The sequence below is a fragment of the Marinobacter sp. LQ44 genome, from assembly GCF_001447155.2.
Classification (GTDB): domain Bacteria; phylum Pseudomonadota; class Gammaproteobacteria; order Pseudomonadales; family Oleiphilaceae; genus Marinobacter.
Genome location: NZ_CP014754.1, coordinates 426,659 through 452,659, shown reverse-complemented (window position 1 = coordinate 452,659; position 26,001 = coordinate 426,659). Strand labels below are relative to the sequence as shown.

The following is a 26,001-nucleotide window of genomic DNA, read 5'->3' as shown; positions in this document are numbered from 1 at the left end:
GTGCTCAGTCTTCAGTGTTAACCAGAGTCACTTTCTCGATCACGACGGCCTGAACCGGAACATCCGCCATGCCCTGGCGATGTCCGGTTTGTACGCCGGCAATCTTGTCGATCACGCCCATGCCTTCGGTGACTTTGCCAAAGACCGCGTAGCCCGCACCACGCACACCAGCATTCAGGAAATCGTTTTTAGAGACATTAATGAAGAACTGAGAGGTTGCTGAATTTGGAGAGCTGGTTCGGGCCATGGCCACGGTGCCCCGAAGATTAGGCAGGGTTGCTGAAGCTTCGTTAACGATGGGGTTCTTGGTCTGTTTACGGGCCATGGTGTCGGTAAATCCGCCGCCCTGAATCATAAACCCGGGAATCACCCGGTGAAAGATCGTACCGTTGTAGAATCCGTCTTCGACATAGGAGAGGAAATTCTCCACGGTTTTCGGGGCTACGTCAGGGCGCAACTCAAGCTCAAAGGCCCCTTCAGAGGTCACAAAGCGAACCTTCGGCAGTTCTTCGGCCTGAATCGGAGTGGCCAGCATCAGGGCAGCGATGGCGGCAAACAGGACTGACATCACAGTTGATACGGGTTTTACGATATTTGTCATTTCAGAGGCTCTCACAGTTTCAGTTGTTATCAGGAATCCTGAGACAATCCGGATAGAACAAAATTAGCGAAGATCTTAACAGATCCTTACCTGAATAAGTGCAAATCAGAACAGCGTAGGCCAGGGGATTGGGCTACGCTTTAATCATTATCAATACCGGGCCTGGTTGTACGGTGATCACTCTGAATGCGGGAGGAGCCTAGTGAGAATCCGTAAGGGGTTTGAAGAAAAGTCCCGGCTTGGCCGGTTGTTGATCAATCGCGGCTATTTGTCGGAAGGTCAGCTGGACGAGGCGTTGTTGTTGCAGCGGGAAACCGGGCAGCGCCTGGGCGAAGTGCTGATCACCGCTGGCTGGGTGACTGACAAGGAACTGCATCGTGTTCTCAAGCACCAGGCCCGTTATCGTAATGCGGCAGCGCTGGTTACCATGGTGACGTTGCCGTTTCAGCCGTTGGTGTCGCTGGCGGCTGGCAATACCAGCGCGGCATCCATGCCTGCGCAGGTCGGTCAGTTATATGAAAAGGGGGGCTTTGCGCCCCTGTCTGACAGCGATATGGCCGGCGTAACGGCTCAAAGCAGTGTGGGCTTGCTGGAGCGTATTGAAACGGTTGCCGCAATGCCGGGAAATGCTGGCGGCGTTGTTGATGATCCGGAACTCGCCGGACTCGATTCAGTAGAGGGAATCAAACTGGCCGCCAACATTTTTGTGCCAGTGCTCAGTTTCCTCGATTCCGACCTGACCATCTCTGGTGTTCACTACAGGGAGGGTGAGCCTCGATATTCCATTCGAGAGGATGGTGCCTTGAGGCTGGCGTTTCCCGAACGGATTGAGGAGATCCGGATGGACAACATCCGCGTGAGCGGCAATCAGAGTCCATCCATGGGGAACGTGAGCATTCACAACATACGGTTTCATCCGGATTCCCAAATGACGATCTACACCCGTTAATGCACGGGTAAGGTGAATCTGACGAAAAACGCCCGGATAGCCCATCCGGGCGTTTTTGTTTGCCGGGTCGGTCAGGCGCTGGCTAGAATGTTGCCGCTGGATACACTGGTTTGTTCGCCCTTGGCACCATAAAGCTTCTGTTGGGCAGAGGTGCCACGGAAGATGTCCGTGAGCCTCGTCAGGCGTTTTTGAAGGTGTCCGACAACACGACCGTTGTTCTGGTTCAGTTCCTGGCAAGCACGAAGGCGCCCATCGGCGGTTTTCCAGAGTTGGTACAGGTCTTCCATGCCACCGGCACGGATAAATCTGGAGGGCTCGCCGGCATCCGGTCGGTACCCCATGTTCACCAACAGGCGGATCTTTTGTTTCGCACGCTCACGGATATCCGTCAGGATGTTGTTTTTCTGAGTGGTGATTTCCTGGAGCGGAGCGATGTCGGAGGACGCCAGGAGTTGTTTTTCCTGGTTGAGAAGATCCGCCAGGGTTTCAAGCTGGCGGATGTCTTCTGAGAGAAGGGTCTTCAATTCAATGATTGCAGCCATGTTTTACTCACCCGAAAATGCTTTTATCCATCTCAAGCATTTTCTGGGCCAGTTTCTCTGCATCAATTTTGTAGGTGCCATCTTCCAGTGCTGCGCGAATCTGCGCAATGCGGTCGTCGTCCATTTCCGGGTAATCGCCCAGTTTCTGTTCCAGCTGCTTCAGGTTTTTGGCCTGATTACTGAGACTGACGTTGTCGCCGCGTGCAGCCGTGCTTTGAGCCTTTGCCTGCTCTCCAGCCGTGGAGGGCGCACTCTGGCTGCCTGTTGCTTTGTCGGCCGTGGTTCTGGTGGTGTTGACCTGGCCGGGGCCAATTCCATTTAAGTCAACTGACATAAGGGTACCTGCTTGCCTGTGGCCACCTTCAGAGGTGGCGGAATCGAGTTTATGTCTGTTTATCGGCAGCGTTTAGCCGACCTTTAGAATAAAACGGAAAAAATTTGCCGCTGGGCACGGATTTGCCGTTACATGGCAATTTCCACCCGGCCAGGAGCCGTGACCGTTGCCCGAACCGTGCGTGCTGATTGCAGATTCTCAACCATTACTTGCTCGCCGACACTGGCACTGGCCAGCGCCTTGCCTCGGGAACTGACCGAGAACACTGCGGATTTGGCGGTGATGATAACATGATCGCCCCGCTCAACGGCATTGGGAGCTTCGAGCAGGTCCGGCGTGAGCACCGATCCGGCATTAACCGGGCGCCTCACCAACATGCCGGATACTTGTTCAGTATCTGTGAGAATACCCCTGCGGCTGGCGTTGATCTGCACCTGCTGTTCCTGCAGCAGTTCACTGCTGATGCGCTCACCGCGGGCCAGGGGGCGAGCAGCCACCAAGGCAGGGCCGTGCACTTCAACCGAGGCAGTAACATACATGCGCCAAGGGCGCTCCCCAGCACAGGACACCATCACCGATGGCGATGTGGTCCGCAGGGGATCATTGGTAAAGGCGGTTTCAAGAGGCTGTTCGCAGGCCGTCAGACTCAGTCGGCTGTCTATGCTGCCAACGGTGAATCGGACATCGTACTGGTTCTGGCGTTGTTCTTCGGCCCAGGCTGCCAGAAACCTGCCGGCGGCGTCCCGTATCTCAGTTGCAGTGGTGGCCGCAGCGGCGCTATTCAGGCCCACCATATATAGGCAAAAGGTCGCTAAAAAGATGGTTCGCATCTGCACTGCTTTGTCCTATGCTGTCAGTTAGGCATTTTTATGCGAGTTCCGTTAAGGAAAACGGCACTTAGGCCGTTAACCCTGATCGGACACCGGGCGTCAATGTTTTGGCCCAGGCTCGCGTAAGCAAGCTGTTCTATAGTGACTCAGCAAATTCTGTGCCGACTGAAGGCACGCCAGGAGTGGAAAGTTATGGCAGGGGTGTTGGACAGCGTTAACCAGCGCACACAGCTGGTTGGTCAGAACCGGCTAGAGCTGTTGTTGTTCCGTTTGCGGGGCCGGCAGTTGTACGGGATTAACGTGTTTAAGGTGAAAGAGGTCCTGCAATGCCCCAAGCTTTCATCTATACCTAACAGCCGCCAGGTGGTTCGGGGCGTGTCCCATATTCGTGGCGAGACCATTCCCATCATCGACCTGAGCATGGCTATTGGCATGGCCGGCATTCCACAGGAAGAGTTGGCAACAAGCTTTGTCATCATCACCGAGTACAACCGCAAAACCCAGGGCTTTCTGGTGACCGGTGTCGACCGGATCATGAACATGAACTGGGAAGATATCCTGCCGCCACCCAAGGGCGCCGGCAAGGATGTGTATTTGACGGCGGTCACCAAGATTGACGACAAACTTGTAGAAATCATAGATGTAGAAAAGATTCTTGCAGAAGTTTCTCCGCTCAGGGAAGATGTCACCGAAGAGCTGAAAACTCGCAGTGCCGAACGTGTACCTGGGCATTTGCCAGTGCTGGTGGTTGACGACTCATCCGTTGCAAGACGCCAGATTGAGCGCTGCTTGACCGCGATCGGCATGGAAGTGGTCACAAAGAACGACGGTAAACAGGCACTGAACTATCTCAAGGAAATTACAGGGGATGGTTCCACTGCCCGCGATCATTTGTCGTTGATCATTTCTGATGTGGAAATGCCGGAAATGGACGGTTATACCCTGGTGACCAGAATCAAGGAGAATCCTGCGCTGAGTGGCATGTATGTGATGCTGCATACGTCCCTGAGCGGGGTCTTTAATCGGGCGATGGTTCAGAAGGTCGGTGCCGATGACTTTATGGCGAAATTCAGCCCTGACGAGCTTGCCGAGCGGGTAATGGAAATTATTGACCAGAACTGATGCCTTGGCTCATGGACTTACCCACGATAGAGATCCAATGAAAGCGGAAATTACGCCTCAGGAATACGAAGCCTTCAAGACATTCCTGCAGGACGCTTGTGGCATTCTGTTGGGTGACAACAAGCAGTACCTGGTGAAGAGCCGATTACGCAGGATTCTTGAAGAAAACAATCTGAATTCGCTGGGTGAACTTCTCGATCGCCTCAAGCGAGTGGGGCGCAGTGGGCTGCGAGAACTCGTCATTGACGCCATGACCACAAATGAAACCCTCTGGTTTCGCGACAACCATCCGTTTCGCATTCTGCAGGATAAGCTGTTACCGGAATTTGCCGAGCGCAATTCGCTGCAGCCACTTCGCATCTGGTCTGCCGCTTGTTCCACCGGGCAGGAGCCCTACTCGGTGGGTATGGTGGTAGATGAGTTCCGGCGTAATCGGCCCGGAAAGTTGCGGGACGTAAAAATTACTGCGACGGATATCTCCAAAAGCGTTCTGGAAGTGGCCCGGCGGGGCGAGTATGAGATGATCGCCATCGGCCGTGGACTTTCGCCTGAGCGGCAGAAGCAGTTCTTCTCGCCATCTGCCAACGGTGGCTGGCAGATAAAACCGCAAATCAAGGCCATGGTGGAGTTCAAGGAACTCAATCTGCTTGAACGGTATATGCTTGGCAAGTTCGACATCATCATGTGCCGAAACGTACTGATCTATTTCTCTGCGGACCTAAAGAAAGACATCCTCACTCGATTGCATGGGGCTCTCAACCCTGGTGGTTATCTCATTCTGGGTGCCTCTGAATCCCTGAACGGTCTGCCTGATCTGTACGAAATGGTTCAGTGCCACCCCGGCATTATCTACAGGAAGAAATAATTCATGCCATTGAATGTCTGGGTGCTGGTGGCGGCCCAGGCGCTGGCCATGTGCACCGCGCCGTTTATCGTATTCATTGGCTCCATCCAGGGACGGTTGCTGGCGCCCGTGCCGGAACTGGCCACCTTGCCGGTCGGATTGGTGGTGGTCGGCACGGTTCTGGCTATCAAGCCGGCTACCTGGTTGATGGAGAGGATAGGGCGAAAGCAGGTAATGCTTCTGGGTGCCCTTACAGGCATGCTTGCCGGTTTGCTGGGGGCCTACGCTTCCTGGCAATCGCACTTCACGCTGATGTGTCTTGCTTCCGTTCTGGGCGGGGCGGGCCTGGCGGTGGTGCACCAGTACCGTTTTGCTGCGATGGAGTCGGTAGCGCAGGATATGGCCGGCTCAGCGGCAGCGAGAGTGCTGCTGGGTGGGCTGGTTGCCGCATGGCTGGGGCCAGAAGTGGCCGGCTTGGGCAGCGGAAAATCTGAGTCTTACCCGTTTTTGTACAGTTGGCTCGGGCTGGCTGTGGTGCAGGTCCTGGCGTTTTTTATCCTGGTATTTGGCTACCGGGCAAAGGCAGAGCTGGTGCCCGAAACCCTGGTGGGCGGAGGCCGGCCGCTCAGGGAGATTCTGGCAAATCCGTTGGTGTGGACAGCCATCAGTGGTGCCGCCATCGGTTATGCGGTGATGAGTTTCATCATGACCGCCACTCCTTTAAGCATGACCGAGTTGGCCGGGCATGAACTTGACGATGCCAAACGCGTTATCCAGTTGCACATCATGGCGATGTATCTTCCGTCGCTTGTATCCGGTTGGTTGACCCGGGTTGTCGGTATCCCGCTGATGATGACGGTGGGATTGTTGGCCTACCTGGCGTGCATTCTGCTGGCGGCCAGCGGTATCAGTTTTCACCATTATCTATGGGCCCTCCTATTACTGGGCGTGGGGTGGAACTTCCTGTTCGTTGGCGGCACAACCCTGTTGCCTCAGGGCTACCAGCAGTCCGAGCGCTTCCGTGTTCAGGGCCTGAATGACATGATGGTGTTCACCGCACAGGCGATGGCGGCATTGAGTGCCGGCGCAGTGCTTGCCTCGGTTGGCTGGGCAAGCCTGCTACTGGTGGCGTTACCATTATTGTTGCTGCACAGTGTGTTGATGTCGGTTTGGTTACTGCGATCACGAAGTGCCACCACAAACTAGGTCTGCGCGATGGATCAGCTCAATCTCAGGCATCTGTATTATTTCTGGGTCATCAGCCGTGAGGGCTCGATTGCCAAAGCCAGCGAGCTACTTGATCTTGCGCCGCAAACCCTGAGTGGCCAGCTTGCCACGTTCGAGGAATCGGTCGGAGGGCAGTTGTTCAGCCGGGAAAGGCGGCGTCTGGTCCTGACCGAACTGGGGCAATTGGTTCAGTCCTACGCCAACGACATTTTTGCACTGACTGGGGAGCTGTCTGAAACCTTGCGTCTGGCCCCCGCTGATCGCCCGCTGAGATTAGCGGCCGGCGTTTCGGCGTCTATTCATAAGCTGATTGCTTTTCAGTTATTGCAGCCGGCCCTGAAGCTGAACAGGCGAGTCAACATGGATTGCCGAACAGGCCGCGCCGAAGATTTGCTGCTCAGTCTTAAACGCAAAGAACTGGACGTCGTGCTGACAGACCGTATGCCTCAGACCGAAGCGGTCACAGATCGCTTCGCGGTTCATCCCCTGACATCGTCTACCATCAGTTTGTTTGCCGCCCCGGAGATGGCTGGGCGGCTTCGGGACGACTTTCCGGCCTCTCTCAATCATCAGCCCTTGCTGGCCAACGCCACGGACGCGCCGTATTTCCAGAAGCTGATGAACTGGCTGACCATCAGCAATGTCAGGATGGACCTGGTGGCCCGGGTAGACGACAGTGCGCTTATCAAAGTGTTCGGGCGGGAAGGGTTGGGCGTGTTTGCGGCGCCAACGGCAATCAAGGAGGAGGTGTGCCGCCAATATCAGGTGGAGGAAATTGCGCCTGTCAAAGCGGTAACCGATCAACTGTACGCCATCACCCGAAGCCGGAAGGTTGCCCATGAAGGTGTGCGGGCAATCTGTAGCGGCTTTGACTTACCTCGATAATATCGATGATTTTTGCTCAATAAATCTTGTTTTCTCGAAGTCTTCGGCGGTGCATGATGGAATTGTGTCTGGCAACCTCTGAAGGAGTATCGCCATGAAAACCATTCACAAGTTCCGTCTTGAGCCTGGAAAAGAGCCGACCACGTTGACCCTACGTGAGGGATGCAAAGTGGTTCGGTGCGAGTATCTGGTCGCCCAGAAGGCTGTTTTTCTCTGGGTGCAGCAGCCTCTGAGTGTTACGGTCCCGATGGTGGAGCGGCAGTTCAGGGTTGCCATGTCCGGCGAGCCGGTGCCAGATGCCTATGAGTACCTGGATACCGCACTCGATCCGTTCGGACCAGAAGCCTACCACGTATTCGAAGTGCCGGCTGGTGAAGGGATGGCTATTGGTAATGGCCACGAACGATTCGGCAGTGATGAGTTTGGCCAGTCTGGTTGGCGTAACAATCTCGCCTCCTAGCCAGGTAACATCTGATCATGTTGTCGTCGGGATAACACTCTTTTTCGGCCCCTCTGGAGGGGCCGCTTTTGGTTAAATCCAACCATGGGGGAGATTATTTGATCAGCGCCTGAATATCCCGGAAACGGGGGTGCTTGCAATGTACCATCCACTCGAAGGCCACCATCTCGGTAGTGACAATCCGGGCGCCACTCTGGTGCAGGCGGTCAAGTGCGACATCCCGGTCGAAGTCGTTACGGGAGCCGGTGGCATCCGCTACCACCCATACTTTATAGCCAGCATCAAGCAGACTCAGTGCCGTTTGCAGCATACATACGTGGGTTTCGCAGCCACCGATGACAATTTGCTGGCGCCCCTCCGGTAGCTGATCAATCAAACCGTCCGGGCAGGCATCAAAGTGATGTTTGCCCACGGTGACGTTGCACAGTTCCCGCACTGACTCAACATTCGGTCCCAGCTTCTCGGGTAGCTGCTCCGTGCCCACCACCGGTACCTCCAGCAACCCCGCAATGGTGGCCAGCAAGGTACAACGATCAGCCACTTCAGCGCCCTGGCTTATGGCGGGCATCAGGCGTTCCTGGACATCAACGAGCAGCAGCGTGGATTGTTCCGCCTTCATCAGCATGATTCATCACTCCGGTTGAATGGATCTGGCTACAAGAATGCGCAATTATCTCGGTTCAAACAAATTTTTCAGGAATCTCATAGCAGACAGTTGCCAAACGCCCCCAAAACCATTAAAGTTTGCGCCCTCAAATGAGCGACGACATCGCTGATTTGAAACAGTTTATTGGAGAGGTGGCCGAGTGGCTGAAGGCGCACGCCTGGAAAGTGTGTATACGTTAATAGCGTATCGAGGGTTCGAATCCCTCCCTCTCCGCCAATATGAAACCCTAGCAGAAATGCTGGGGTTTTTTATTTTTCTGTCGTTTATCCTGAGCTCTGTGTTAATCCAGAACGAGTGCAAATTTCAGTAAATTGGTTTACTGTTCGTTACACGGGTTCGATGTTCCGTAACGTTTTCACACTCATGAACAGGGACAAGCATGGCGACCATCAATCCATCTCAGGAAGAGCTCCGCAAAGTTTTGCAGGAAACCCCCAAAGATCAGCCCGTTGTGATGCTGAATCTTTTACGGTTTCGCGACCGGGCTGCTTACCAGGATGACGCTCACGATTGTTCAGGCCGTGATGCCTACAAGCGATATATGGAAGAAGCTGCGGAATGTGTTCGCACCGTTGGTGCTGAAGTGATCTGGTCGGGCCGCTCTGTAGGTTCGCTGATTGCTCCGCCCGATGAGTCCTGGGATCAGGTCTTGCTGGTGCGCTACCCGTCGATCAATGCCTTTCTGGCCATGATTGAGAGCCCGGAATATAAAGGTGTGGTCAAGCACCGCACGGCGGCGCTGGAAGATTCCAGGCTGGTTGCCAATGTTGAAGGTACGCCCTGATCTGGTATCCCGTCTGGTTAAGGAACTAGCCAGACGGGACACTACGTAAGCCAGCCTGCTTGCTGAATGGTCATGTATGCGGCAGTACCCGCGGCTATGGAGAGAAGCGCGTTACGCCGCCACAAGTGAATGATGACCACCAACAACCCTGGAACTAAGGCGTCCAACCCTGGCGCGCTGGCGCTCCAGTTTGCCGACCTCTGAAGAAAAATCACCGCAAGCAACGCCATGACAGCTGCCGGTAGAAAGCGCCCGATATGCTTTACCAGGGGGTGCTCGGTGTGGCGCTCGAAAAACAGGAACGGCACCACACGGGTTGCAAAGGTTGCACCGGCAGACACCGCAATGAAGGCCGCCAGATAATATTGCTCAGCCATGGCTCACCTCACTGCCGTTTGTGCGTTTGTGTAGCTTCCAGTAGTGGAGCAGCAGGGTGGTTGTGACCAAGATAATCGCTGCAATCAACTGATGGGCTGGCGGTACCAGCAACATGGCCAGGCCCGCCGCCAGTGCGCCCGCCCAGAGCGGAAAAGTGTTGCCCAAGGCCTTGTATTGCTCAATGGTCAGAACGATGAACAGCGCTACCAGTGCAAACTCAATACCGGTGCTGTCGAAAGCGACCAGCTCACCAAGCAGGGCACCAATGGCGCAGCCCGTTATCCAGTAAAGCTGGTTGAACAGCGTAATTCTGAAATCAATGGCTTGCTCGTGTTGGCGATCAGGTGTCCTCGGCCTGCTGGTAAGCAGCGAGTAGGTTTCATCGGTGAGACCGAATATCAGATAGCCCTTGCGCCAACCGGCACCGCGGAACTGCCCCAAAAGAGAAAGCCCATAAAACAGGTGCCTGGCGTTAAGCACGAACATGGCCACAGCCACTTCCAGCAGTCCGGCACTTGCGGCCAGCAGGCTAACAGCGAGTATCTGGCCAGACCCTGCATAAATAACCAGACCCATCAGGGGCGCGACCCACCAGGCATAGTCCAGCTGCGTGGTGAACAGCACGCCGAAGGCCATGCCCAATGGCAGATAACCAAACAGGATTGGCAGTGTCAGTCGGAAGGCGTTCTGGTTCATTAGTATCCAAACGTTATGAAAGCGGCGATGATAGTGAATTGGAACAGGGTTTTGAAGTGCGCAAAAAGGCGCAATCAAGTATTTGACGCGAAATCCGAAATAAAAGTGTCATAAAACAGGCATAACCTCCACGGGTACCTTCCCGTCTGGAGTTGTCATGCTGTCCACCGTTCGAGCCCGCATCCTGTTCTTTGCTGTCCTTTCTCTTATTGCCGTCACAGGCCTGGCGGTTCTTTCCTGGATGATTATTCTCAAGGCCGAGGATGCCTCCGAGAATCTCATGCGCAACAATCTTCAGGACACCTGGGTGCTGATGGATCTTGAGCAGGATCATCGCCGGCTTCAGGACCTGGCTTTCAAGATAAAGTCGCAGTTACTGTTATGGGATGAGATCGAGACGGAGTTTGACTATCTGGACACCGCTTTGCGTGACCATTGGAAGCGCGTGCAAGGGGCTGAGCGTTTGCGCAACTGGGCTGTCGATCATCAAGGCGAGTTTGATCGGGTGTTGGCTCTGATGGGCGACATGGACAAGGGTATTGAAGAGAAAAGTTACTACCGGGTAGGCCAGGTGGTCGATTTTCAGCTGTTTCCTGCGCTGGAGCCAATGCTGGAGGCCATAAACCAGCAACAGGCTGCCAGTCGGGACGATGTGGCAGCTGGCGCGGACGATTTGCTGGCGTTCCTCTCGGGGCAGAGAGTTATTCTTCTTGGGGGTTCCCTGGCGTTCCTTGTGGTGGTCGTGGCCATGACCCTGTGGCTCAGGCATTCGGTCATTTTGCGGCTGCAATACATGGAGCGGGAATTGATGGCAATGGAGGCCGAGTCTGACTTGTCACGAACGCCGGAGGTGAGCGGCCGCGACGAAGTGGCGGGCGTTGCCGGTGCGCTGGAAAGCCTCGTGCGCCGATTTGAGGGTTTCATTGGCGATATCCGTCGTGCAGCGGCCGGCCTGGATGAGCGTTCTGCGGCGCTCGATGAAGGAGCCGAAGCCTTGCAGCGTGCCTCAGAGGAAACGGGGCAACAGATCAGTGATGTCAGTGCGTCGATGACTTCAATTGCTGATCAGGCATCACAGATTGAGCAAGCCACAGAGCTTTCGGCAGTCACCGTCAGGCAGGCCGTGGTTGCCAATGTGGAAGTGCAGGGCGGTTTGCGGAACAGCGAGCAGGCCGCAGAGCATACGGTTGAGGTGATAGCGCGGGTTTCCGAGTCTATTCACGCCCTCAATGACTCGACGGGCAAGATCGAACAGGTAATCGGTGTGATTGCCGATATTGCGGAACAAACCAATTTGCTGGCGCTTAACGCCGCCATAGAAGCCGCGCGGGCCGGTGAGCACGGTCGGGGATTTGCGGTGGTGGCAGACGAGGTGCGCACACTGTCCCGAAGGACGGCGGAGTCTACCAGCAACATCCGCCAGTGGGTGCAGGACCTTGTAACAGGCGTTGGTAGTGTCGATGGGCTTCTGGCGGAAATGCGAGAGGCGGGGGAATTGAACCAGACCAACCTCTTAGCGCTTAAAACTCACCTGGAGCGACTGAAAAACCAGTTCGATGAGCTGGAGCAGCACAGCGATCATATCCGCAGTTCCATTGCCCTTCAGCACGAAGAAATCGGCAGGGTAGGCCGCCGGGCTGTCTCATTGTCTGCCAGCGCTGACACCCTGACGGAGAACGTGGACAATGCGCGTCGGGTGAGTGAGTCGCTCAGGCAGGAGTCTGTGTCTATGCGGCAGCTGGCCTCCGGCTTTCGAACCCGGTAGGCGGATCAATAGCATGTGTCTCCAACAACGGGGGTTCTGATCGTCGCCATAAAACCGTAACATACAGCGACTGATTGGAGGTTTTATGAGTGACGAAGCAGCGCAGCAGCCGGAAGCGGACCCCCGGGAAGAGAAATTTGTGGTGGACGCCGGGCTGCTGACCGAAGACCAGCTGCAAGGGCTGGCTGAGGAGTACTGCACGCGTTACCACGGGTTGAATGACACCGAGAATCCACTGGCAGAGCGGGAGCGTGTACTGTCTGCCGTGCGCCGGGGCGATCTGGTGGTCTGGTTTGATCCGGTCGAGAACACGGCTGGCCTTGGCAGCCCTTCCGCCGAAGTCTGAAAGCTTTTATTGGTTTGTCTGCAGGCTTTTGCCTGCGGTGCCTACCCGTAGGCTTTGCTAAACGTTACAATCAGTTTGTTTTTTTTCATACCTGATGGCGAGGTGACATTTGATCAGGGTACTGGTTGTTGATGATCACGAGCTGGTGCGCTCCGGTATAACCCGCATGTTGGCTGACAATCCCGATATTGAAGCGATTGGCCAGGCCTCATCCGGTGAGGATGCGATTGAGTTTGTGCGCAAGGACCGCCCGGATATTGTCCTGATGGACATTCGGATGCCTGGCATTGGTGGCCTCGAAGCAACCCGGCGAATATTGCGTATTGATGATTCCATTCGGGTGATTGTTGTAACGGCCTGTGCCGACGACCCATACCCCGCCCGTGTCATGCAGAGTGGTGCCACCGCTTATATCACCAAAGGTGCTGATATTCAGGAGATGGTGCGAGCTATTCGCAAGGCCCACTCCGGCCAGCGGTACATCAGCCCGGAGATCGCCCAGAAAATGGCACTCAAAACGCTGGGTGGTGACCGTGAGGAAGACGGGGAGCTGTCCCGGTTCGAGCGGTTGTCTGAGCGGGAGATGCAGATCGCCATGATGGTGGTGGATTGCCAGAAAGTGCAGGACATTTCCGACAAGCTCTGCCTGAGCCCGAAAACCGTCAACAGTTACCGCTATCGTATTTTCGAGAAGCTCGAGATCTCCAGCGATGTCGAGTTGGCGCTGATGGCAGTACGGCTTGGATTGCTGGATGCCGACAAGGTCTGAACCCGAAGATACCGTCGGGATGTTTGACAGCAAAGACTTCCTGAAGCAACTGACCGAGCGCCCCGGCGTTTATCGTATGTACGATGACACCGGCGGCGTGCTCTACGTGGGTAAAGCCCGCAACCTCAAGAAACGCGTCAGCAGTTATTTCCGCAAAACCGGCCTGGCCCCGAAAACCGAGGCCCTGGTGGGCAAGATTGCCTCCATCGAAGTCACCATTACCGGCAGTGAAACCGAAGCACTGCTGCTTGAACAAAACCTGATCAAATCCCTGAGGCCGCCCTACAATATCCTGCTCAGGGATGATAAGTCCTACCCCTATATCTATCTGTCGTCCCACAGTGACTACCCGTCGCTGACGTTCCGGCGGGGGCGTACCAAGAAGGGTCGTGGCACCTGGTTTGGCCCGTTCCCTAGCTCCGGGGCGGTCAAGGAAAGTCTTAATGTTCTACAGAAGGTTTTTCGTATAAGATCCTGTAGTGAAAGCTATTTCAGAAACAGGAATCGTCCCTGCCTGCAATATCAGATAAACCGCTGTACCGCGCCTTGCATGGAGTACATCAGCCCCGAGGACTACCAGCAGGATATTCGCCACGCCAGCATGTTTCTGGAGGGTAAGAACCCGGCCATCATCCATGACCTGATGAATGCCATGGAAGCGGCATCGAAGAATCTGGAATTCGAGAAAGCTGCCGCTTACCGGGATCAGATCAACCATCTGCGCCATGTACAGGAGCAGCAGTCGGTCGACGGTGAGGGTGGTGATGCCGATGTTATTGCGATTGCCCAGGATGCCGGTGTGGTGTGTGTGGTGGTGATCATCGTGCGCGGTGGCCGGGTTCTGGGTACCAAGGACTATTTTCCCCGCTTTTCACTGGAGCAGTCCGAGGGTGAGTTGCTGGCGGCGTTTCTGGGCCAGTACTATTTTGGCGGCGATACCCGCCGGGAGATTCCAAGGGATATTTTGGTGCCCGTGGCGGTTGAAGGTGAGGCGCTGCTGGCAGAAGCCCTGAGTGAGGCCGCCAATCGGGAAACCCGTATCCGTGGCAATGTACGTGGTGAGCGCCGCCGCTGGCTGGAACTGGCCATGACCAATGCCCGCCAGACTCTGCTGACCCACCTGGCCAGCAAAGAAACCGTGTACCGGCGATTGCTTGCCCTTCGGGACCTGCTGGAACTGGCAGAAACCCCGGCGCGCATGGAGTGTTTCGACGTCAGCCACAGCCACGGGGAAAATACCGTCGCATCTTGTGTGGTTTTCGACGAGAATGGGCCCCTGAAGAGTGATTACCGGCTGTATAACATCGAAGGCGTGACCGCTGGTGATGACTACGCCGCAATGCGGCAGGTACTGACACGCCGGTATCGCCGGCTGGTTAGCGGTGAGGGCAAGCGCCCGAGCCTGGTGTTTATCGATGGTGGTAAAGGGCAGTTGAACATTGCCCGGGAAGTGTTTGAAGAACTTGGGATCTCTGACATTCCGCTGATTGGCGTCGCCAAAGGTGTGACCCGCCGGGCGGGAATGGAGCAGCTGATTGATGCCATGACCGGCGACGTCTTTCGGGTACCGGCAGATTCACCGGCCCTGCATCTGATTCAGCATATTCGCGATGAATCCCACCGGTTTGCCATTACCGGCCATCGCGCTCGCCGGGACAAAAAGCGTCGGCAGTCCACCCTTGAAGGTATCGAAGGGGTTGGGCCCAAGCGCCGCAGGGAACTTATCCGTTACTTTGGCGGCATACAGGAAATTCGCAAAGCCAGTGTGGATGAAATGACCAAAGTGCAAGGCATCAGCAAGTCACTGGCTGAATCCATATACGCAGCATTGCACGATGAATAGGAACACCATGAATTTACCCAACGTACTGACCATGTCTCGCATCGTTATGATTCCGGTGTTCGTGGTTGTTTTCTATCTGCCCATGCAATGGAGCTACATGGCCAGTGCCGTTATCTTCGCGCTGGCGGGAATTACCGACTGGCTGGATGGTTACCTGGCCCGAAAGCTTGACCAGAGCACGCCATTTGGTGCGTTTCTGGACCCGGTGGCAGACAAGCTCATGGTGGCGGTGGCATTGGCGGTATTGATTGAAGAACATGCTGCGGTGCTGATGACCATTCCCGCTACGATTATTATCGGGCGGGAGATTGTTATTTCAGCGTTGCGGGAATGGATGGCGGAAATGGGTAGTCGGGCCAGTGTTGCAGTTTCCTATATCGGCAAGATAAAAACCACCGCCCAGATGGTCGCCATTGTTGGGCTTTTGGCGTTCCCGCCAGGGCAGCTGCTGGCGTATGTTTCGATCGGGCTGTTGTATCTGGCGGCTGTGCTGACGCTCTGGTCGATGTTTCTTTACCTGCGGGCGGCCTGGCCCGACCTGTTCCCGGATAACGATCACTGACGTTTCCGGTACTAGCGTTGTCTGGCTTCGGCCAGACAGGCGTACGCCCAGCGATTCGCGGCTTCGGCCAGCGCCCGGGAACTCTCACTGAAAGCCTCCATCAAGGCATCCACTGAGGCGCTCTCAGCTCGCTGCTCCACCCGTTGGCTTTTGCTGCAAAGGCTTCTCCGGGTGCGATTGCCCATGATCTCTGCATGTAACTCCATCACCACCGTAACACCCTGATCCTGCCTGTTCTCTGCATGAAAGGCCGATAGTTCGGAAATCAGGGTATGGCTGGCGAACGCCGGACTGGTGTCAGTGACAACATTGTCAAACCCGCCGTTGAAACGAAAACTCTGTATCAGATAGTCTCGGACCACCACCGGAATGCTGTCACGCCAGCGAACTGCAGGTAACGCCTGGAACTCATAAAGCGAAGGTTTAAGTAAGACCCTTGCGCTGTCCAGCGGGTCTGAAGCCAGTGGGGTATCAATTCTTAGTGAAACCGGCCGGGGGGCTTCCTGCATGGGCTCTGAGGCGTAAGGGGCGAGATCCAGAGCCCGTGGTGGTTCTGGTGTTGGGAACACGGTGCAGGCAGTCGTTAGCGTGGCTGCGGAGATATAAACCGCCAGCCGGCGGAGGCCGATTGTCATTGCTCAAATTCCTGGAGGTTGGGGCCGCCACGAAGGGTGCCTATTGGGTCTGCGTCGAGTCTGCGGGTAAAGGAATTCAGGTTGCGAAGAGTGTTGCGCATTTCGCGGAGTACCGGTGTTATGTCACCCAGGCCTTGAATCCCTGCATCCAACACCTGTTCATTGTCTTCGGTCAGTCGGTCTAACCGGCTCAGGGTAGGCTGCAAGGTGGACAGGGCCTGGGTCATGGATTCCAGAACCGGCGCAATTTCCTGCTCCAGGGTTTGGCGCGCCCGGTCCGATGTATCAGAAACCTTGATCGCGGCTTCCTCGGCGCGGATAGCGGCCGTGTCGAACTGAGCCATCAGGGCAAGTAACTCTTCCCGATTGGCGAGCAATGATTCCGTTGCCAGGCGGGTGTTGTCCAGAATGGCCGAGACGTTCTCCAGATTCTCTGACGCAAGCAAGCGGTTCATGCTGGTTAACAGTTGTTCTGCACTGGAGATCATGGCCTCACCGTTGTTCAGCAGGTTGGAAAACGCCGATGGCTGTGCGTTGATGAGCGGTGGGTTATCACGGTTACCCTGAAGTACCGGGCTGTCGGTTGTGCCGCCGGTGAACTGGACACTCATGCTGCCGGTAATATTGGCAAGAACCAGCTCCGCCCGGGTGTTCTCCCGTACCGGGATGTCGCGATCCACACGCACCAGCACCCGAACATGGGCGGGATTGTCTGGTGCCAGGGACAGCTCGAGAACATCGCCAACCGGAACGCCGCTGTATAACACTGGATTGCCTTTTGACAGCCCGCCCACAGGATGATCAAAACCTATCTGGTAGTACGCCCACTCGCGGTCTGCGGTGGACTTGCCCAGCCAGAGCGCAAACAGTAAAGCAGCCGTCACTGCAGCCAGCGTGAACAGTCCGATAATAACGTGATGGGCCTTTGGCTCCATTAAACGGGCTCCTGTCTGGTCAGCCGGTTATGTGCATCGATTGCGGCCCGCCCCCTGGGGCCATGAAAGTATTCCTGTATCCATTTGTCATCTGTCCTGGCTACGTTTTCAAGTGTGTCTGCCACCAGCACTTGTTTACGGGACAATACGGCTACCCGGTCACAGGTTGTGTACAGCGTATCCAGATCGTGGGTAACAAGAAATACTGTCAGCCCAAGGGCGTTCCTCAGGGTCACGATCAGTTCGTCGAACGCTGCCGCGCCGATCGGGTCCAGCCCCGCTGTGGGTTCGTCCAGAAACAGCACTTCCGGGTCCAGCGCCAGGGCGCGGGCCAGGGCGGCTCGCTTCACCATACCACCGGAAAGCTCGGCCGGGTATTTCAGGGCGGCATCTGCTGGCAGCCCGGTCAGTGCCAGCTTCATCCGGGCAAGTTCCTCGGCCTCCGTTCGGGTAAGACCCGCGTGCTCGACCAGTGGCAGTGAAACGTTTTGCATCAGATTCAGCGAGGTAAACAGGGCGCCACCCTGAAAAAGCACGCCGAACCGCTGCTCGTAGAGTGACCGCTGTGCGCCTGGAAGCTCTGTGAGATCGACATCAAACAGCTGGATGTGGCCGTCTGAAGGCGTGTTGAGGCCCACGATGCTGCGCAGTAAAACCGATTTGCCCGTACCGGACCCGCCAACAACCCCAAGAATTTCGCCGGGATACAGGTCCAGGTCCAGATCCTTATGAACCACATGGTCGCCAAACTGATTGCAGAGCCCTCGCACTTTGATCACGGGTGTCGATGAGTTCCGGCCGCTGAGCGGCTTCTTTTCCGCCATGTTTTACCAGCCCATTTCCATGAAAAACAACGCCGCTATGGAGTCCAGCAGGATCACCATAAAGATCGACTGAACCACGCTGGAGGTAGTGTGTTCGCCCACCGACTGGGCACTGCCCGCCACCTTGAAGCCTTCGAGACAACCAATAACTGCAATCAGGAAGGCAAATACAGGGGCCTTTCCAATACCTACCAGAAAGTGCTTCAGGGCAATATCCCGCTCCACGATGGCTATAAACTGACTTGGTGGAATATCCAGTACCAGTGCGCAGACGGCGGCACCGCCCACCATTCCGGAGATCATGCCAATGAAGGTGAGCACTGGCAGGCTGACCATCATGGCCAGAACTCGCGGGACTACAAGCAGTTCCACCGGATTCAAACCCAGGGTACGAATGGCGTCGAGCTCTTCATTGACCTTCATCGCGCCGATGTGAGCGGTGAACGAGCTGGCGGTGCGCCCGGCGAGCAAAATGGCTGCCAGCAGAACGCCAAACTCCCGCAGGAACGAAAAAGCCACAAGATTCACGGTGTAAATCGTTGCGCCAAAATCTTCCAGCACTGTAGCTCCCAGAAAGGCGACAACGGCGCCCACCAGAAAGGTCAGCAGTGCAACAATGGGCAGGGCATTCAGCCCGGTGTCATGCACTGCAGCCACAATCGGCGTGATGCGCCACCGCTTTGGCCGGGGCAGGATATAAAACAGGGTGGCGAGGGTTTGCCCGATAAAGCCTGCAAGCATCCAGAGCAGGCGGGCAATGGCGGTCACTTTCTCTCCGACGTCGGCCAGAAAATCCAGCAGAGCGTTTTTCCGGGCGGGCTGCCAGGGTGCGCCTGCCATCGCCTCGGCAACGGTGATCAGAAGTTCCCGCTGTTCATATGGCAGGTTGGCATTCTGCAGAAACCTCAGTGCCTGTTCCGGGCCTGTTAATCGGGCGATAAGCGCCGCCCCTGCCGTATCTACCCGGCTTAGCTCGTCGAACTGAATGTTGTTGATCGTGGCACCGCTGGCCTGAACCGCGGTAACCCGCTGGTTGAGTACTGAATAATGGGAGAGGGTCCAACTGCCGGATAGGGTCAGGGTGTCACCGTTGCAGTCAAGGTTACCGGGGGTGTCGCGGTGTGCTGTCGTCAAATAGCCGGAATCAGTCGCCACAGGTGCCGTTAATCCTTGTCCGGTATCCAGAAAAGATACTCTCAAGCTTAAAGATTCCGGACCAGGTCTGCCAGTATCTTTGGTTTTCCGTAACCTTGCCGGTGATCGGACCAGTCACGTTTCGGTCTTGTTATGCGGCGGGAAGGGAGGATCAAGCGCCCACGATTTGTATGGGAACGGTTAAAAATTGTACGGAATGAACGGCGTCTCAAAATTCTCTGTTAGAATAAGGCATCTTTTCAAGCAGGTAGCTTATCTTCCTGAATCCTGAGGTAACGTGCATGCCCAAGCATCACAATCGACGCGTTTTTTCATTGTTTTCCGGCCTGGCGGTTTCTTTAGCCATTTCCATACCGGCCCAGGCCCAGTCATTGGATGACCAGTTGCTTGCCCGTCTCGCCAGTGTTGCACCCAAGCTGAACCCGGAAGTGCTTGAGGCAGCCTTCAAAGCCACACACTGCGCCATCGCTAACGGCGTTGCCATGCCAGAACGGCTTGCGGTGATTGATTTCTCACTGCATTCGAGCCAGGAACGGATGTGGATTTTTGATCTGGAGCAGGGCGATTTACTGCTGCGGGACCTGGTTGCTCACGGTAGAAACTCAGGCAACGAAGAGGCAACCGCCTTCTCGAACATTGAGGGCAGTTACCAGTCTAGCATCGGGCTGTTCAAGGCCAGTGAATCCTATCGTGGTATGCACGGATACTCCTTGCGACTGGACGGCCTGGAGCCAGGCATTAACGATCTCGCAAGGCAGCGGGCCATCGTGATTCATGGTGCAGACTATGTAAACAGCAACTGGGTGGATCAATACGGGCGCATCGGCCGCAGTCATGGCTGCCCGGCGGTAGACCAGAAAGTGGTGCAAACCGTGGTGGACAACCTCAAAGGTGGCCAGTTGGTCTTCAAATACTACCCGGACCAGAATTGGCTGCAGACCTCCAGCTTCCTTAACTGCGACAGTGCTACCCAGGTGGCAGGCAATCGCGCGGCCCGTGGTGGCAATAGCTGAGGTAGCTCAGGAATCGCCGGTCGGGAAGCGCAGGTTGTGCTTCTCGACCAATTCTTTCGGCGGCGCGCTCGTTGAATAGTCACGATAGGGTGATGTTTCCATCATCCGTTTTAACCCTTCCAGTGTTCGAATTGGTGCATCGGTAGCCACAATATTGGCCACCCAGGCGGGCACGAGACCTCCCGGATCCATATGGGTGGTGAATGTTACCCGTATCCAGCCATCCTCAAGCGGTTCTACCAAAAAGCTGTTATCCAGCATGGGGATGCGCACGTAACCGGATTGCTGCGGGGCATCATCCGGGCGGCCCGTGGATTGCACCGTGACAGCGCCACCCGGTTCGTCCTGAAGGAATACGGACTTCATCACCACATCCCGGTCTGAGGCTGGCCAAACGCCATCAAATTTCATCCACAGTAGCCGCTCACCGTCATCTGTAACGTGGTAGTTGGCTTCCTGGCAGTTGTAGATCCACTGTTGGCACAGGGAGATGTCATCAATCACCGATAGCGCAGCCACCATAGAGTGCTGGATTTCAACCACACCGCGGAACTGTTTGATTGGTGTATCCGAAACGGTCCTGACATAGGTGTTGATGTCAGACCGTTCCTTGCCTTGCTGCTTGGGCGCCCATCCTTCGCCAGATGCGTGGCTGGCCACCATGGTTGACAGGGTAAAGAGGGTAGCGATGACGGTTGCGGGAACGCGCATGGTATTGGTCTGCCTGATAATGTGATTGGGTGTCATGGATTCTGAAAGATGTGGGGGCGATAAACCATTGCGCAGATAACGGTTCTGATGGGTTGGCCGGAAATGACAAAAACCGGTGGTTTTGGCTAAAGTTTGTTCACAATTGCCGTAAAAACAAAAACTTGAAAAAAAGGTGTTGACGCCCCCGGCGGAATCCGTAGAATACGCAGCCGTTGACGAGGCAAAGCCTCTAGACGAAGAGCGGGAATAGCTCAGTTGGTAGAGCACAACCTTGCCAAGGTTGGGGTCGCGAGTTCGAATCTCGTTTCCCGCTCCAATTTCCAAGTCTCTCACGCCTCCTGAGAGCATAAGCCAGAATCCAGGCTTACCCGGCGCGGTGGCAGAGTGGTTATGCAGCGGACTGCAACTCCGTGTACGCCGGTTCGATTCCGACCCGCGCCTCCATTTTTACCATATCTTTTTGTACCTTAGGATCCAGAGCATTAACCGGCGTATGTGCTGGGAAGGTTCTGCGAACATATTTTTCGTGTTTGTTCGTGTCTGTCAGCGAATTTAGCGTCGGTTCGTGCTGGCCCATAATAGGTGTTCCTCAGTAACGGAGGAGATGACTCCATCGAATGCGTGAGGGCTCTACCAAAGCTTCCGCTCCCACCAATAATCCTCAGCTTTAAGAGCTCCCTTAACCGCCGCTATACCCAGTTGTCTAAATGGCTCTAAAGGCCAGCGCACCGGTGTTCGATTAACAAACCAGGCCTGGGTTCGTTTACTCTCCCGGCCAATAGCCAGCTCCGCCAGGGTTTTCCCGCTGTATTGCGTCAGGGATACACCATGGCCAGTGCATCCGCACAGGTACAGCGTGCGATCATCTTTGTAGAATCCAAGGTTGGGAACCATGTCCAGGGTGACCGACACCGGGCCACCCCACTGATAATCAATGCCAATCTCCGCCAGTTGCGGGAACAGGGTTTTCAGGTGTTTTTCCAGTGTCCGCCATGTTGGTTTGTGGTGGTCGAGGCTCATGTTCTGGCCCGCGGTGGTCACCACGTTGGCGCCGCCAAAGGTAATGCGCCCGTCTGCCGTTGGCCTCAGGTAGTGAACCAGGTGCCGGTTGGTCTCTATACCGTAGCGTCCGGCCCAGCCGATGGCTTGCCACTGCTCTGGAGTGAGGGGCTGGGTGACGATCTGATGTGTCCAGATGGGGGTCTGATTACGACGAAACGCTCCCATTTCCGGCAGTAGATGGCTGTATGCGTTGGTTGCCAGTAACACTTTGCTGGCGTTAACGGTGCCGCCGGACGTTTGCACGGTAACCCCTCCCTGAGGATAGGTGATGGCCCGGCATTGGGTGTCTTCATAGATATGGACACCCAGTTGTTCGCAGATGGCTTTCCAGTGCCGGACATGCTTCGCCGGGTTCAGAATGCCACACCGTTGCTCAAACAGGCCGGCTTTAGCCAGCGGGCTGTGAAGCCGTTGCGAGAGCTGGTCTTCGCCCCACCAATCAAAGGAGCTTGAGAACCCCAGTTCATGGTAGAGATCCTGCTGTTTTTGCAGGCGCCCACGATGTTTGTTGGTCAGTGCAATCCGCAGAAAGCCATTGTGTTCGTAATCGCTGTCGAAGTCGTATCGGGTAACACAATCACGCACGTAGTCGACGGCATCTTCCATGTACTGGTGGGCGGCCCGGGCCTTTTCCTTGCCGTGCAGCAGGCAGGTGATCTCGGGCTCAAAGCCGAACAGGGTCATTGAAAACCCGCCGTTGCGCCCTGAGGCCCCAAAACCAACGGCACTGCCTTCCAGAACGGTGACTTCGACTGATGGGTCCAGTTCCTTCAGGTGCGCTGCACAGGACAAGCCGGTGAATCCACCGCCAATAATCACAATGTCGGTCCGGTGGTCTTCAATTAGCGGCGGGTTAGGTGAGTAGGGGCCAAATTGATTAAGCCAGAAAGACCGGGTCTCCGGTGAGCCAAGTTTGCTGTAGTCTATGCCCATGGCGTTTATCACGTTGTTATACTTGAAGCCTTTCGGCGCGGCAGTGCGCCAAGGTGTATCAAGGTGGCGTTATAAAAACAAGACAAGAAACCGGGGTGTATTCATGAGTGTGAGCGGCAAGACCATTGTTCTGACGGGCTCGTCCAGCGGTATTGGTGAACAGGCTGCCTATCAATTGGCCCGAAAAGGGGCGCGTCTTTGCCTTGTGGCTCGTCGGGAGGATGAATTAAAGAGAGTGCAGCAGGCGATTATCGCCGAGGGCGGTAAAGCCTGGGTATACCCGGCGGACTTGACGGATGAAGCCGGTTTGCAGTCTGTTGCAGACCGGATACTGGCCGAGCACGATAGGGTAGATGTGTTGGTCAATAATGCCGCCCGTTCCATCCGCCGCCCCATCTCCCAGGCTCTGGACCGGCTGCACGATTACCAGCGCACCATGAATATCAACTATGTTGCGGCTGTAGGCTTAACACTGAAACTGCTTCCGCGGATGTTGGCCCAGGGCCGAGGGCAGGTGGTGAACATCTCCACCTTGTCCTCCCAGGTTCCGATTCCCTTGTTTTCCGCTTACCTGGCCAGCAAGACCGCGCTGGAGTCTTTCTCACGCTCTTTGTTGGCGGAAATGGGTGATCAGGGGATAGACGTAACCGTGGTGTACTATCCGATGGTTCGCACGCCCATGTCGTCGCAAACCAGCATTTACAAACACATGCCGATGATGACTCCGGACAAGGCCGCGGGCTGGATCGTCAAGGCGGTGGATGAAGGGCCGGCACGGGTTGGTAGCCTGATGGGGACTGCCGGCAGCATTGCGCTTGCGGCGTTACCTGGTCCGGTTACACGTTACACCCAGCCGTTGTTCAGACTGATGGATAAAAAGTTGGGGCAGAAAGCACGCCAGTGAACAGAAACGAAAAAAGGCAGCCGAAGCTGCCTCAGACTGCTGACAAACCCTCGCCATTTCGGCGGGGGTTTGTTGTAATTGGGGTATCGACTTTTCAGAGGCTGCCCCATGCTCAAAGAGCCGTCCCCGCAACAACACGAACTCGAGATGGTCAGTCTCGAATCGCTGGTCCCCGACAACCACCTTCTCCGCAACATTGATCAGTACATCGATTTCGAATTTATTCGTGACCGGGTTCGACATTTGTACTGCTCGAACAATGGTCGGCCGGCACTCGATCCGGTGGTGCTGTTCAAGATGCTGTTTCTGGGCTATCTGTTCGGCATTCGCAGTGAGCGTCAGCTGGTGCGGGAGATACAGGTTAACGTGGCCTATCGTTGGTTCTTGCGCTTCAACCTGACCGACAAGATTCCGGACGCCTCTACTCTGAGCCAGAACCGCCGGCGGCGGTTCCAGGACACTACCATCTATCAGGACATCTTTGATGAGATCGTGCTCCAAGCCATGGGCTATGGCCTCGTGGGCGGCGAAGTGTTGTACACCGACAGCACGCACCTCAAGGCCAACGCCAACAAGAACAAGTACGATCTGAAACAGGCGGAGGAGAAGGTGGCGGCCTACCTGAACAGCCTGGAAGATGCCATCGAAGGCGATCGCAAAGCCCAGGGCAAAAAGCCCTTGAAAACGAAGCTGTCCGAGCAGCCAGCCAAGACCAAAGACACCAAGATCAGCCGTACCGATCCGGACAGTGGCTATATGGTTCGGGAAGGCAAGCCCAAGGGCTTCTTCTACCTTGATCACCGCACCGTCGATGGCCGCAACGCCATCATCACCGACAGCTACGCCACGCCGGCCAACCTGCACGACAGCCGCCCCTACCTCGACCGGCTCGATCGACAATGTGAGCGATTTGGCTTCGATGTCTGGGGTGTAGGCCTGGATGCGGGTTACTACACGGCAGGTATCTGCAAGGGCCTGGAAGACCGGGGCATCTATGGGGTCATGGGTTACCGGCGACCAAACAAGCCCAAGGGCTATCTCCCAAAGCGGGCCTTCACCTATGACGCTGAAGCGAATACGTATCGCTGCCCGCAAGGTCAGCAACTGATCTACGCCACGACCAATCGGCTGGGCTACCGTGAGTACAAGTCCAATCCGGCTCACTGCAAAGACTGCCCACTATTAAGCCAATGCACGCGCAGCGCCAACCACGTCAAAGTGCTTACCCGGCATGTCTGGCAGGACAGCAAAGACCGAACAGATAGTTACCGGTTAACCCCGTGGGGCAAGGCGCTCTACAAACGACGACAGGAAACCGTGGAGCGGTCGTTCGCCGATGCCAAACAGTTGCATGGTCATCGTTACGCTCGATTGCGAGGGCTCTCGAAAGTGCGTGAACAGTGCCTGTTGGCCGCCGCTGCCCAGAATATGAAGAAGATCGCGCAGATCCTGGCGCGTCTTTTATGGCTCAAATCCCTTGGTATACCTGGGTTACAGAGGCCCATCCGGGAATGGGCCCAAAAACTGGCCGATCTGGAGTGTTGGGAATCCGGTCGGGATTATTGGACTCAATCCATCGCCAACGGAATTTAACAGCGTCCAAACGCAACGAACCCCGGAAAAACCGGGGTTCGTCAGCAATCTGAGGCAGCCGAAGCTGCCTTTTTCTATCGTATCAGGGCTGTAAAATTACAGACCTACTACGTTATCCGCCTGAGGACCTTTCTGGCCCTGAGAAACGGTAAATTCAACCTGCTGGCCTTCTGCCAGAGTCTTGAAGCCGCCGCCCTGAATGGAGCTGTAGTGAACGAAAACGTCCGGGCCGCCTTCACGAGTGATAAAGCCAAAACCTTTTGATTCGTTGAAAAACTTAACAGTACCGGTAACAGTAGACATATTTATAAATCCTGAATTCAATCATTTTATTTGCTGCCAAACGTCATTGTGAGGTTGGGTCAGCGGTGTGCGGAAACAAAAAACTGGCGTGATCAAAAACAGGACGAAAGCTACTTGTTACAACTTACAACAGAGATGCGTCTTATTGATGAGTGCTTTGCTAAATCTTTCCAACGACGGTCACTGTACTCTTGCCGGTTGAGAATAGAAAGCTTTTTTTCATAGGCATTTACCCACAGGGGGTATTGCCTATTCGACATACAGCGTACGGCCCCTAAACGCATTGTTGTCTGGTTACTAAAATCTGGTAACTCTGATTCCTGCCTTGA

The 26,001-nt window shown here is 55.5% G+C and carries 29 protein-coding genes and 3 tRNA genes; 18 read left to right on the top strand and 14 right to left on the bottom strand.

Annotated features, from left to right (window positions below; genetic code table 11):
- Window positions 1-4: 4 nt before the first annotated feature.
- Window positions 5-601 carry a peptidylprolyl isomerase gene (locus ASQ50_RS02150; protein ID WP_058091195.1) on the bottom strand — a complete coding sequence of 199 codons (597 nt, stop codon included), beginning with the start codon at window positions 599-601 and terminating at the stop codon, window positions 5-7.
- Window positions 602-803: 202 nt separating this feature from the next.
- Here ASQ50_RS02150 and ASQ50_RS02145 point away from each other — a divergent pair, with 202 nt between their 5' ends.
- Window positions 804-1,550 carry a hypothetical protein gene (locus ASQ50_RS02145; RefSeq protein ID WP_058091166.1) on the top strand — a complete coding sequence of 249 codons (747 nt, stop codon included), beginning with the start codon at window positions 804-806 and terminating at the stop codon, window positions 1,548-1,550.
- 71 nt (window positions 1,551-1,621) lie between these two features.
- On the opposite strand, the gene ASQ50_RS02140 is transcribed toward ASQ50_RS02145, so the two are convergent.
- From ASQ50_RS02140 to flgA, 3 genes are all read right to left on the bottom strand, one after another.
- Window positions 1,622-2,092, bottom strand: coding sequence for a flagella synthesis protein FlgN (locus ASQ50_RS02140; protein WP_058091165.1), 471 nt, complete (start codon window positions 2,090-2,092; stop codon window positions 1,622-1,624).
- A 7-nt stretch (window positions 2,093-2,099) separates the two neighbouring features.
- Window positions 2,100-2,426, bottom strand: a complete 327-nt coding sequence (gene flgM, locus ASQ50_RS02135) for a flagellar biosynthesis anti-sigma factor FlgM (RefSeq protein WP_058091164.1) — start codon at window positions 2,424-2,426, stop codon at window positions 2,100-2,102.
- 128 nt (window positions 2,427-2,554) lie between these two features.
- Window positions 2,555-3,256 carry a flagellar basal body P-ring formation chaperone FlgA gene (gene flgA, locus ASQ50_RS02130; protein WP_227513246.1) on the bottom strand — a complete coding sequence of 234 codons (702 nt, stop codon included), beginning with the start codon at window positions 3,254-3,256 and terminating at the stop codon, window positions 2,555-2,557.
- Between the two features lie 192 nt (window positions 3,257-3,448).
- Here flgA and ASQ50_RS02125 point away from each other — a divergent pair, with 192 nt between their 5' ends.
- From ASQ50_RS02125 to ASQ50_RS02105, 5 genes are all read left to right on the top strand, one after another.
- The gene (locus ASQ50_RS02125) at window positions 3,449-4,378 is read left to right on the top strand and encodes a chemotaxis protein CheV (RefSeq protein ID WP_058091162.1); all 930 of its coding nucleotides are present in this window, start codon (window positions 3,449-3,451) and stop codon (window positions 4,376-4,378) included.
- A 37-nt stretch (window positions 4,379-4,415) separates the two neighbouring features.
- A complete protein-coding gene (locus tag ASQ50_RS02120) occupies window positions 4,416-5,243 on the top strand; it encodes a CheR family methyltransferase (RefSeq protein ID WP_058091161.1) in 828 nt (275 codons plus the stop codon).
- 3 nt (window positions 5,244-5,246) lie between these two features.
- A complete protein-coding gene (locus ASQ50_RS02115; RefSeq protein WP_058091160.1) occupies window positions 5,247-6,428 on the top strand; it encodes an MFS transporter in 1,182 nt (393 codons plus the stop codon).
- Window positions 6,429-6,437: 9 nt separating this feature from the next.
- Window positions 6,438-7,334, top strand: coding sequence for a LysR family transcriptional regulator (locus ASQ50_RS02110; protein ID WP_058091159.1), 897 nt, complete (start codon window positions 6,438-6,440; stop codon window positions 7,332-7,334).
- Between the two features lie 94 nt (window positions 7,335-7,428).
- Window positions 7,429-7,794 carry a hypothetical protein gene (locus ASQ50_RS02105; RefSeq protein WP_058091158.1) on the top strand — a complete coding sequence of 122 codons (366 nt, stop codon included), beginning with the start codon at window positions 7,429-7,431 and terminating at the stop codon, window positions 7,792-7,794.
- Between the two features lie 94 nt (window positions 7,795-7,888).
- On the opposite strand, the gene ASQ50_RS02100 is transcribed toward ASQ50_RS02105, so the two are convergent.
- The gene (locus ASQ50_RS02100) at window positions 7,889-8,419 is read right to left on the bottom strand and encodes an isochorismatase family protein (protein WP_058091157.1); all 531 of its coding nucleotides are present in this window, start codon (window positions 8,417-8,419) and stop codon (window positions 7,889-7,891) included.
- 167 nt (window positions 8,420-8,586) lie between these two features.
- On the opposite strand from ASQ50_RS02100, the gene ASQ50_RS02095 reads away from it, so the two are divergent.
- Window positions 8,587-8,677 (top strand) — tRNA-Ser (locus tag ASQ50_RS02095).
- A 163-nt stretch (window positions 8,678-8,840) separates the two neighbouring features.
- On the top strand, window positions 8,841-9,245 hold the full coding sequence (locus ASQ50_RS02090) for a DUF1330 domain-containing protein (RefSeq protein WP_058091156.1): 405 nt from the start codon (window positions 8,841-8,843) through the stop codon (window positions 9,243-9,245).
- A gap of 41 nt (window positions 9,246-9,286) precedes the next feature.
- Here ASQ50_RS02090 and ASQ50_RS02085 read toward each other — a convergent pair whose 3' ends face one another.
- Together ASQ50_RS02085 and ASQ50_RS02080 are read right to left on the bottom strand one after the other, a co-directional pair.
- On the bottom strand, window positions 9,287-9,622 hold the full coding sequence (locus ASQ50_RS02085) for a branched-chain amino acid transporter permease (RefSeq protein WP_058091155.1): 336 nt from the start codon (window positions 9,620-9,622) through the stop codon (window positions 9,287-9,289).
- Window positions 9,615-10,319 carry an AzlC family ABC transporter permease gene (locus ASQ50_RS02080; RefSeq protein ID WP_058091154.1) on the bottom strand — a complete coding sequence of 235 codons (705 nt, stop codon included), beginning with the start codon at window positions 10,317-10,319 and terminating at the stop codon, window positions 9,615-9,617. Before ASQ50_RS02080 ends, ASQ50_RS02085 begins: the two co-directional genes overlap by 8 nt.
- Window positions 10,320-10,476: 157 nt before the next feature.
- On the opposite strand from ASQ50_RS02080, the gene ASQ50_RS02075 reads away from it, so the two are divergent.
- The 5 genes from ASQ50_RS02075 (at window position 10,477) to pgsA (ending at window position 15,604) form a co-directional block, all read left to right on the top strand.
- Window positions 10,477-12,084 (top strand): methyl-accepting chemotaxis protein, encoded by a 1,608-nt coding sequence (locus ASQ50_RS02075; RefSeq protein ID WP_058091153.1) that lies wholly within the window; start codon window positions 10,477-10,479, stop codon window positions 12,082-12,084.
- A gap of 85 nt (window positions 12,085-12,169) precedes the next feature.
- Entirely contained in the window at window positions 12,170-12,430 is a 261-nt protein-coding gene (locus tag ASQ50_RS02070; protein ID WP_058091152.1) for a hypothetical protein, read from the top strand.
- A gap of 109 nt (window positions 12,431-12,539) precedes the next feature.
- Window positions 12,540-13,199: a UvrY/SirA/GacA family response regulator transcription factor gene (gene uvrY, locus ASQ50_RS02065; protein ID WP_058091151.1), complete on the top strand. Its 660-nt coding sequence runs from the start codon at window positions 12,540-12,542 to the stop codon at window positions 13,197-13,199.
- Window positions 13,183-15,042, top strand: coding sequence for an excinuclease ABC subunit UvrC (gene uvrC / locus ASQ50_RS02060; protein ID WP_058091150.1), 1,860 nt, complete (start codon window positions 13,183-13,185; stop codon window positions 15,040-15,042). The genes uvrY and uvrC overlap by 17 nt, the downstream gene beginning before the upstream one ends.
- A 7-nt stretch (window positions 15,043-15,049) precedes the next feature.
- Window positions 15,050-15,604 carry a CDP-diacylglycerol--glycerol-3-phosphate 3-phosphatidyltransferase gene (pgsA, locus tag ASQ50_RS02055; protein WP_058091149.1) on the top strand — a complete coding sequence of 185 codons (555 nt, stop codon included), beginning with the start codon at window positions 15,050-15,052 and terminating at the stop codon, window positions 15,602-15,604.
- Between the two features lie 11 nt (window positions 15,605-15,615).
- On the opposite strand, the gene ASQ50_RS02050 is transcribed toward pgsA, so the two are convergent.
- From ASQ50_RS02050 to ASQ50_RS02035, 4 genes are read right to left on the bottom strand one after another with little or no spacing between them, the layout of a single operon-like run.
- Window positions 15,616-16,239 (bottom strand): ABC-type transport auxiliary lipoprotein family protein, encoded by a 624-nt coding sequence (locus ASQ50_RS02050; protein ID WP_058091148.1) that lies wholly within the window; start codon window positions 16,237-16,239, stop codon window positions 15,616-15,618.
- Window positions 16,236-17,174 (bottom strand): MlaD family protein, encoded by a 939-nt coding sequence (locus tag ASQ50_RS02045; protein WP_058091147.1) that lies wholly within the window; start codon window positions 17,172-17,174, stop codon window positions 16,236-16,238. The genes ASQ50_RS02050 and ASQ50_RS02045 overlap by 4 nt, the downstream gene beginning before the upstream one ends.
- The gene (locus tag ASQ50_RS02040; RefSeq protein WP_058091146.1) at window positions 17,174-17,998 is read right to left on the bottom strand and encodes an ABC transporter ATP-binding protein; all 825 of its coding nucleotides are present in this window, start codon (window positions 17,996-17,998) and stop codon (window positions 17,174-17,176) included. Before ASQ50_RS02040 ends, ASQ50_RS02045 begins: the two co-directional genes overlap by 1 nt.
- Window positions 17,999-18,001: 3 nt before the next feature.
- On the bottom strand, window positions 18,002-19,132 hold the full coding sequence (locus tag ASQ50_RS02035) for an MlaE family ABC transporter permease (RefSeq protein ID WP_082888532.1): 1,131 nt from the start codon (window positions 19,130-19,132) through the stop codon (window positions 18,002-18,004).
- A gap of 302 nt (window positions 19,133-19,434) precedes the next feature.
- Between ASQ50_RS02035 and ASQ50_RS02030 the strand changes: the two genes are divergently transcribed.
- Window positions 19,435-20,166 carry a murein L,D-transpeptidase catalytic domain family protein gene (locus ASQ50_RS02030; protein WP_058091144.1) on the top strand — a complete coding sequence of 244 codons (732 nt, stop codon included), beginning with the start codon at window positions 19,435-19,437 and terminating at the stop codon, window positions 20,164-20,166.
- 6 nt (window positions 20,167-20,172) lie between these two features.
- Here the strand turns inward: ASQ50_RS02030 and ASQ50_RS02025 are convergent, their stop codons facing one another.
- Complete coding sequence (locus ASQ50_RS02025; RefSeq protein WP_058091143.1) at window positions 20,173-20,877, bottom strand: START domain-containing protein; 705 nt, start codon at window positions 20,875-20,877, stop codon at window positions 20,173-20,175.
- 240 nt (window positions 20,878-21,117) lie between these two features.
- Between ASQ50_RS02025 and ASQ50_RS02020 the strand changes: the two genes are divergently transcribed.
- Both ASQ50_RS02020 and ASQ50_RS02015 read left to right on the top strand, forming a co-directional pair.
- Window positions 21,118-21,193 (top strand) — tRNA-Gly (locus ASQ50_RS02020).
- 54 nt (window positions 21,194-21,247) lie between these two features.
- Window positions 21,248-21,321 (top strand) — tRNA-Cys (locus tag ASQ50_RS02015).
- Window positions 21,322-21,507: 186 nt separating this feature from the next.
- On the opposite strand, the gene ASQ50_RS02010 is transcribed toward ASQ50_RS02015, so the two are convergent.
- Window positions 21,508-22,872: an NAD(P)/FAD-dependent oxidoreductase gene (locus tag ASQ50_RS02010; RefSeq protein WP_058091142.1), complete on the bottom strand. Its 1,365-nt coding sequence runs from the start codon at window positions 22,870-22,872 to the stop codon at window positions 21,508-21,510.
- Between the two features lie 103 nt (window positions 22,873-22,975).
- On the opposite strand from ASQ50_RS02010, the gene ASQ50_RS02005 reads away from it, so the two are divergent.
- Both ASQ50_RS02005 and ASQ50_RS02000 read left to right on the top strand, forming a co-directional pair.
- Window positions 22,976-23,776, top strand: a complete 801-nt coding sequence (locus ASQ50_RS02005; protein WP_058091141.1) for an SDR family NAD(P)-dependent oxidoreductase — start codon at window positions 22,976-22,978, stop codon at window positions 23,774-23,776.
- Between the two features lie 108 nt (window positions 23,777-23,884).
- A complete protein-coding gene (locus ASQ50_RS02000; RefSeq protein ID WP_076657121.1) occupies window positions 23,885-25,369 on the top strand; it encodes an IS1182 family transposase in 1,485 nt (494 codons plus the stop codon).
- A gap of 96 nt (window positions 25,370-25,465) precedes the next feature.
- Here ASQ50_RS02000 and ASQ50_RS01995 read toward each other — a convergent pair whose 3' ends face one another.
- Entirely contained in the window at window positions 25,466-25,672 is a 207-nt protein-coding gene (locus ASQ50_RS01995; RefSeq protein WP_058091071.1) for a cold-shock protein, read from the bottom strand.
- Window positions 25,673-26,001: the final 329 nt, after the last annotated feature.

Coding starts and splice junctions, on each gene's coding strand:
- ASQ50_RS02150 (WP_058091195.1), bottom strand. CDS start 601: ATGACAAATATCGTAAAACCCGTATCAACTGTGATGTCAGTCCTGTTT.
- ASQ50_RS02140 (WP_058091165.1), bottom strand. CDS start 2,092: ATGGCTGCAATCATTGAATTGAAGACCCTTCTCTCAGAAGACATCCGC.
- flgM (WP_058091164.1), bottom strand. CDS start 2,426: ATGTCAGTTGACTTAAATGGAATTGGCCCCGGCCAGGTCAACACCACC.
- flgA (WP_227513246.1), bottom strand. CDS start 3,256: ATGCGAACCATCTTTTTAGCGACCTTTTGCCTATATATGGTGGGCCTG.
- ASQ50_RS02125 (WP_058091162.1), top strand. CDS start 3,449: ATGGCAGGGGTGTTGGACAGCGTTAACCAGCGCACACAGCTGGTTGGT.
- ASQ50_RS02120 (WP_058091161.1), top strand. CDS start 4,416: ATGAAAGCGGAAATTACGCCTCAGGAATACGAAGCCTTCAAGACATTC.
- ASQ50_RS02115 (WP_058091160.1), top strand. CDS start 5,247: ATGCCATTGAATGTCTGGGTGCTGGTGGCGGCCCAGGCGCTGGCCATG.
- ASQ50_RS02110 (WP_058091159.1), top strand. CDS start 6,438: ATGGATCAGCTCAATCTCAGGCATCTGTATTATTTCTGGGTCATCAGC.
- ASQ50_RS02105 (WP_058091158.1), top strand. CDS start 7,429: ATGAAAACCATTCACAAGTTCCGTCTTGAGCCTGGAAAAGAGCCGACC.
- ASQ50_RS02100 (WP_058091157.1), bottom strand. CDS start 8,419: ATGCTGATGAAGGCGGAACAATCCACGCTGCTGCTCGTTGATGTCCAG.
- ASQ50_RS02090 (WP_058091156.1), top strand. CDS start 8,841: ATGGCGACCATCAATCCATCTCAGGAAGAGCTCCGCAAAGTTTTGCAG.
- ASQ50_RS02085 (WP_058091155.1), bottom strand. CDS start 9,622: ATGGCTGAGCAATATTATCTGGCGGCCTTCATTGCGGTGTCTGCCGGT.
- ASQ50_RS02080 (WP_058091154.1), bottom strand. CDS start 10,319: ATGAACCAGAACGCCTTCCGACTGACACTGCCAATCCTGTTTGGTTAT.
- ASQ50_RS02075 (WP_058091153.1), top strand. CDS start 10,477: ATGCTGTCCACCGTTCGAGCCCGCATCCTGTTCTTTGCTGTCCTTTCT.
- ASQ50_RS02070 (WP_058091152.1), top strand. CDS start 12,170: ATGAGTGACGAAGCAGCGCAGCAGCCGGAAGCGGACCCCCGGGAAGAG.
- uvrC (WP_058091150.1), top strand. CDS start 13,183: ATGCCGACAAGGTCTGAACCCGAAGATACCGTCGGGATGTTTGACAGC.
- pgsA (WP_058091149.1), top strand. CDS start 15,050: ATGAATTTACCCAACGTACTGACCATGTCTCGCATCGTTATGATTCCG.
- ASQ50_RS02050 (WP_058091148.1), bottom strand. CDS start 16,239: ATGACAATCGGCCTCCGCCGGCTGGCGGTTTATATCTCCGCAGCCACG.
- ASQ50_RS02045 (WP_058091147.1), bottom strand. CDS start 17,174: ATGGAGCCAAAGGCCCATCACGTTATTATCGGACTGTTCACGCTGGCT.
- ASQ50_RS02040 (WP_058091146.1), bottom strand. CDS start 17,998: ATGGCGGAAAAGAAGCCGCTCAGCGGCCGGAACTCATCGACACCCGTG.
- ASQ50_RS02030 (WP_058091144.1), top strand. CDS start 19,435: ATGCCCAAGCATCACAATCGACGCGTTTTTTCATTGTTTTCCGGCCTG.
- ASQ50_RS02025 (WP_058091143.1), bottom strand. CDS start 20,877: ATGCGCGTTCCCGCAACCGTCATCGCTACCCTCTTTACCCTGTCAACC.
- ASQ50_RS02010 (WP_058091142.1), bottom strand. CDS start 22,872: ATGGGCATAGACTACAGCAAACTTGGCTCACCGGAGACCCGGTCTTTC.
- ASQ50_RS02005 (WP_058091141.1), top strand. CDS start 22,976: ATGAGTGTGAGCGGCAAGACCATTGTTCTGACGGGCTCGTCCAGCGGT.
- ASQ50_RS02000 (WP_076657121.1), top strand. CDS start 23,885: ATGCTCAAAGAGCCGTCCCCGCAACAACACGAACTCGAGATGGTCAGT.
- ASQ50_RS01995 (WP_058091071.1), bottom strand. CDS start 25,672: ATGTCTACTGTTACCGGTACTGTTAAGTTTTTCAACGAATCAAAAGGT.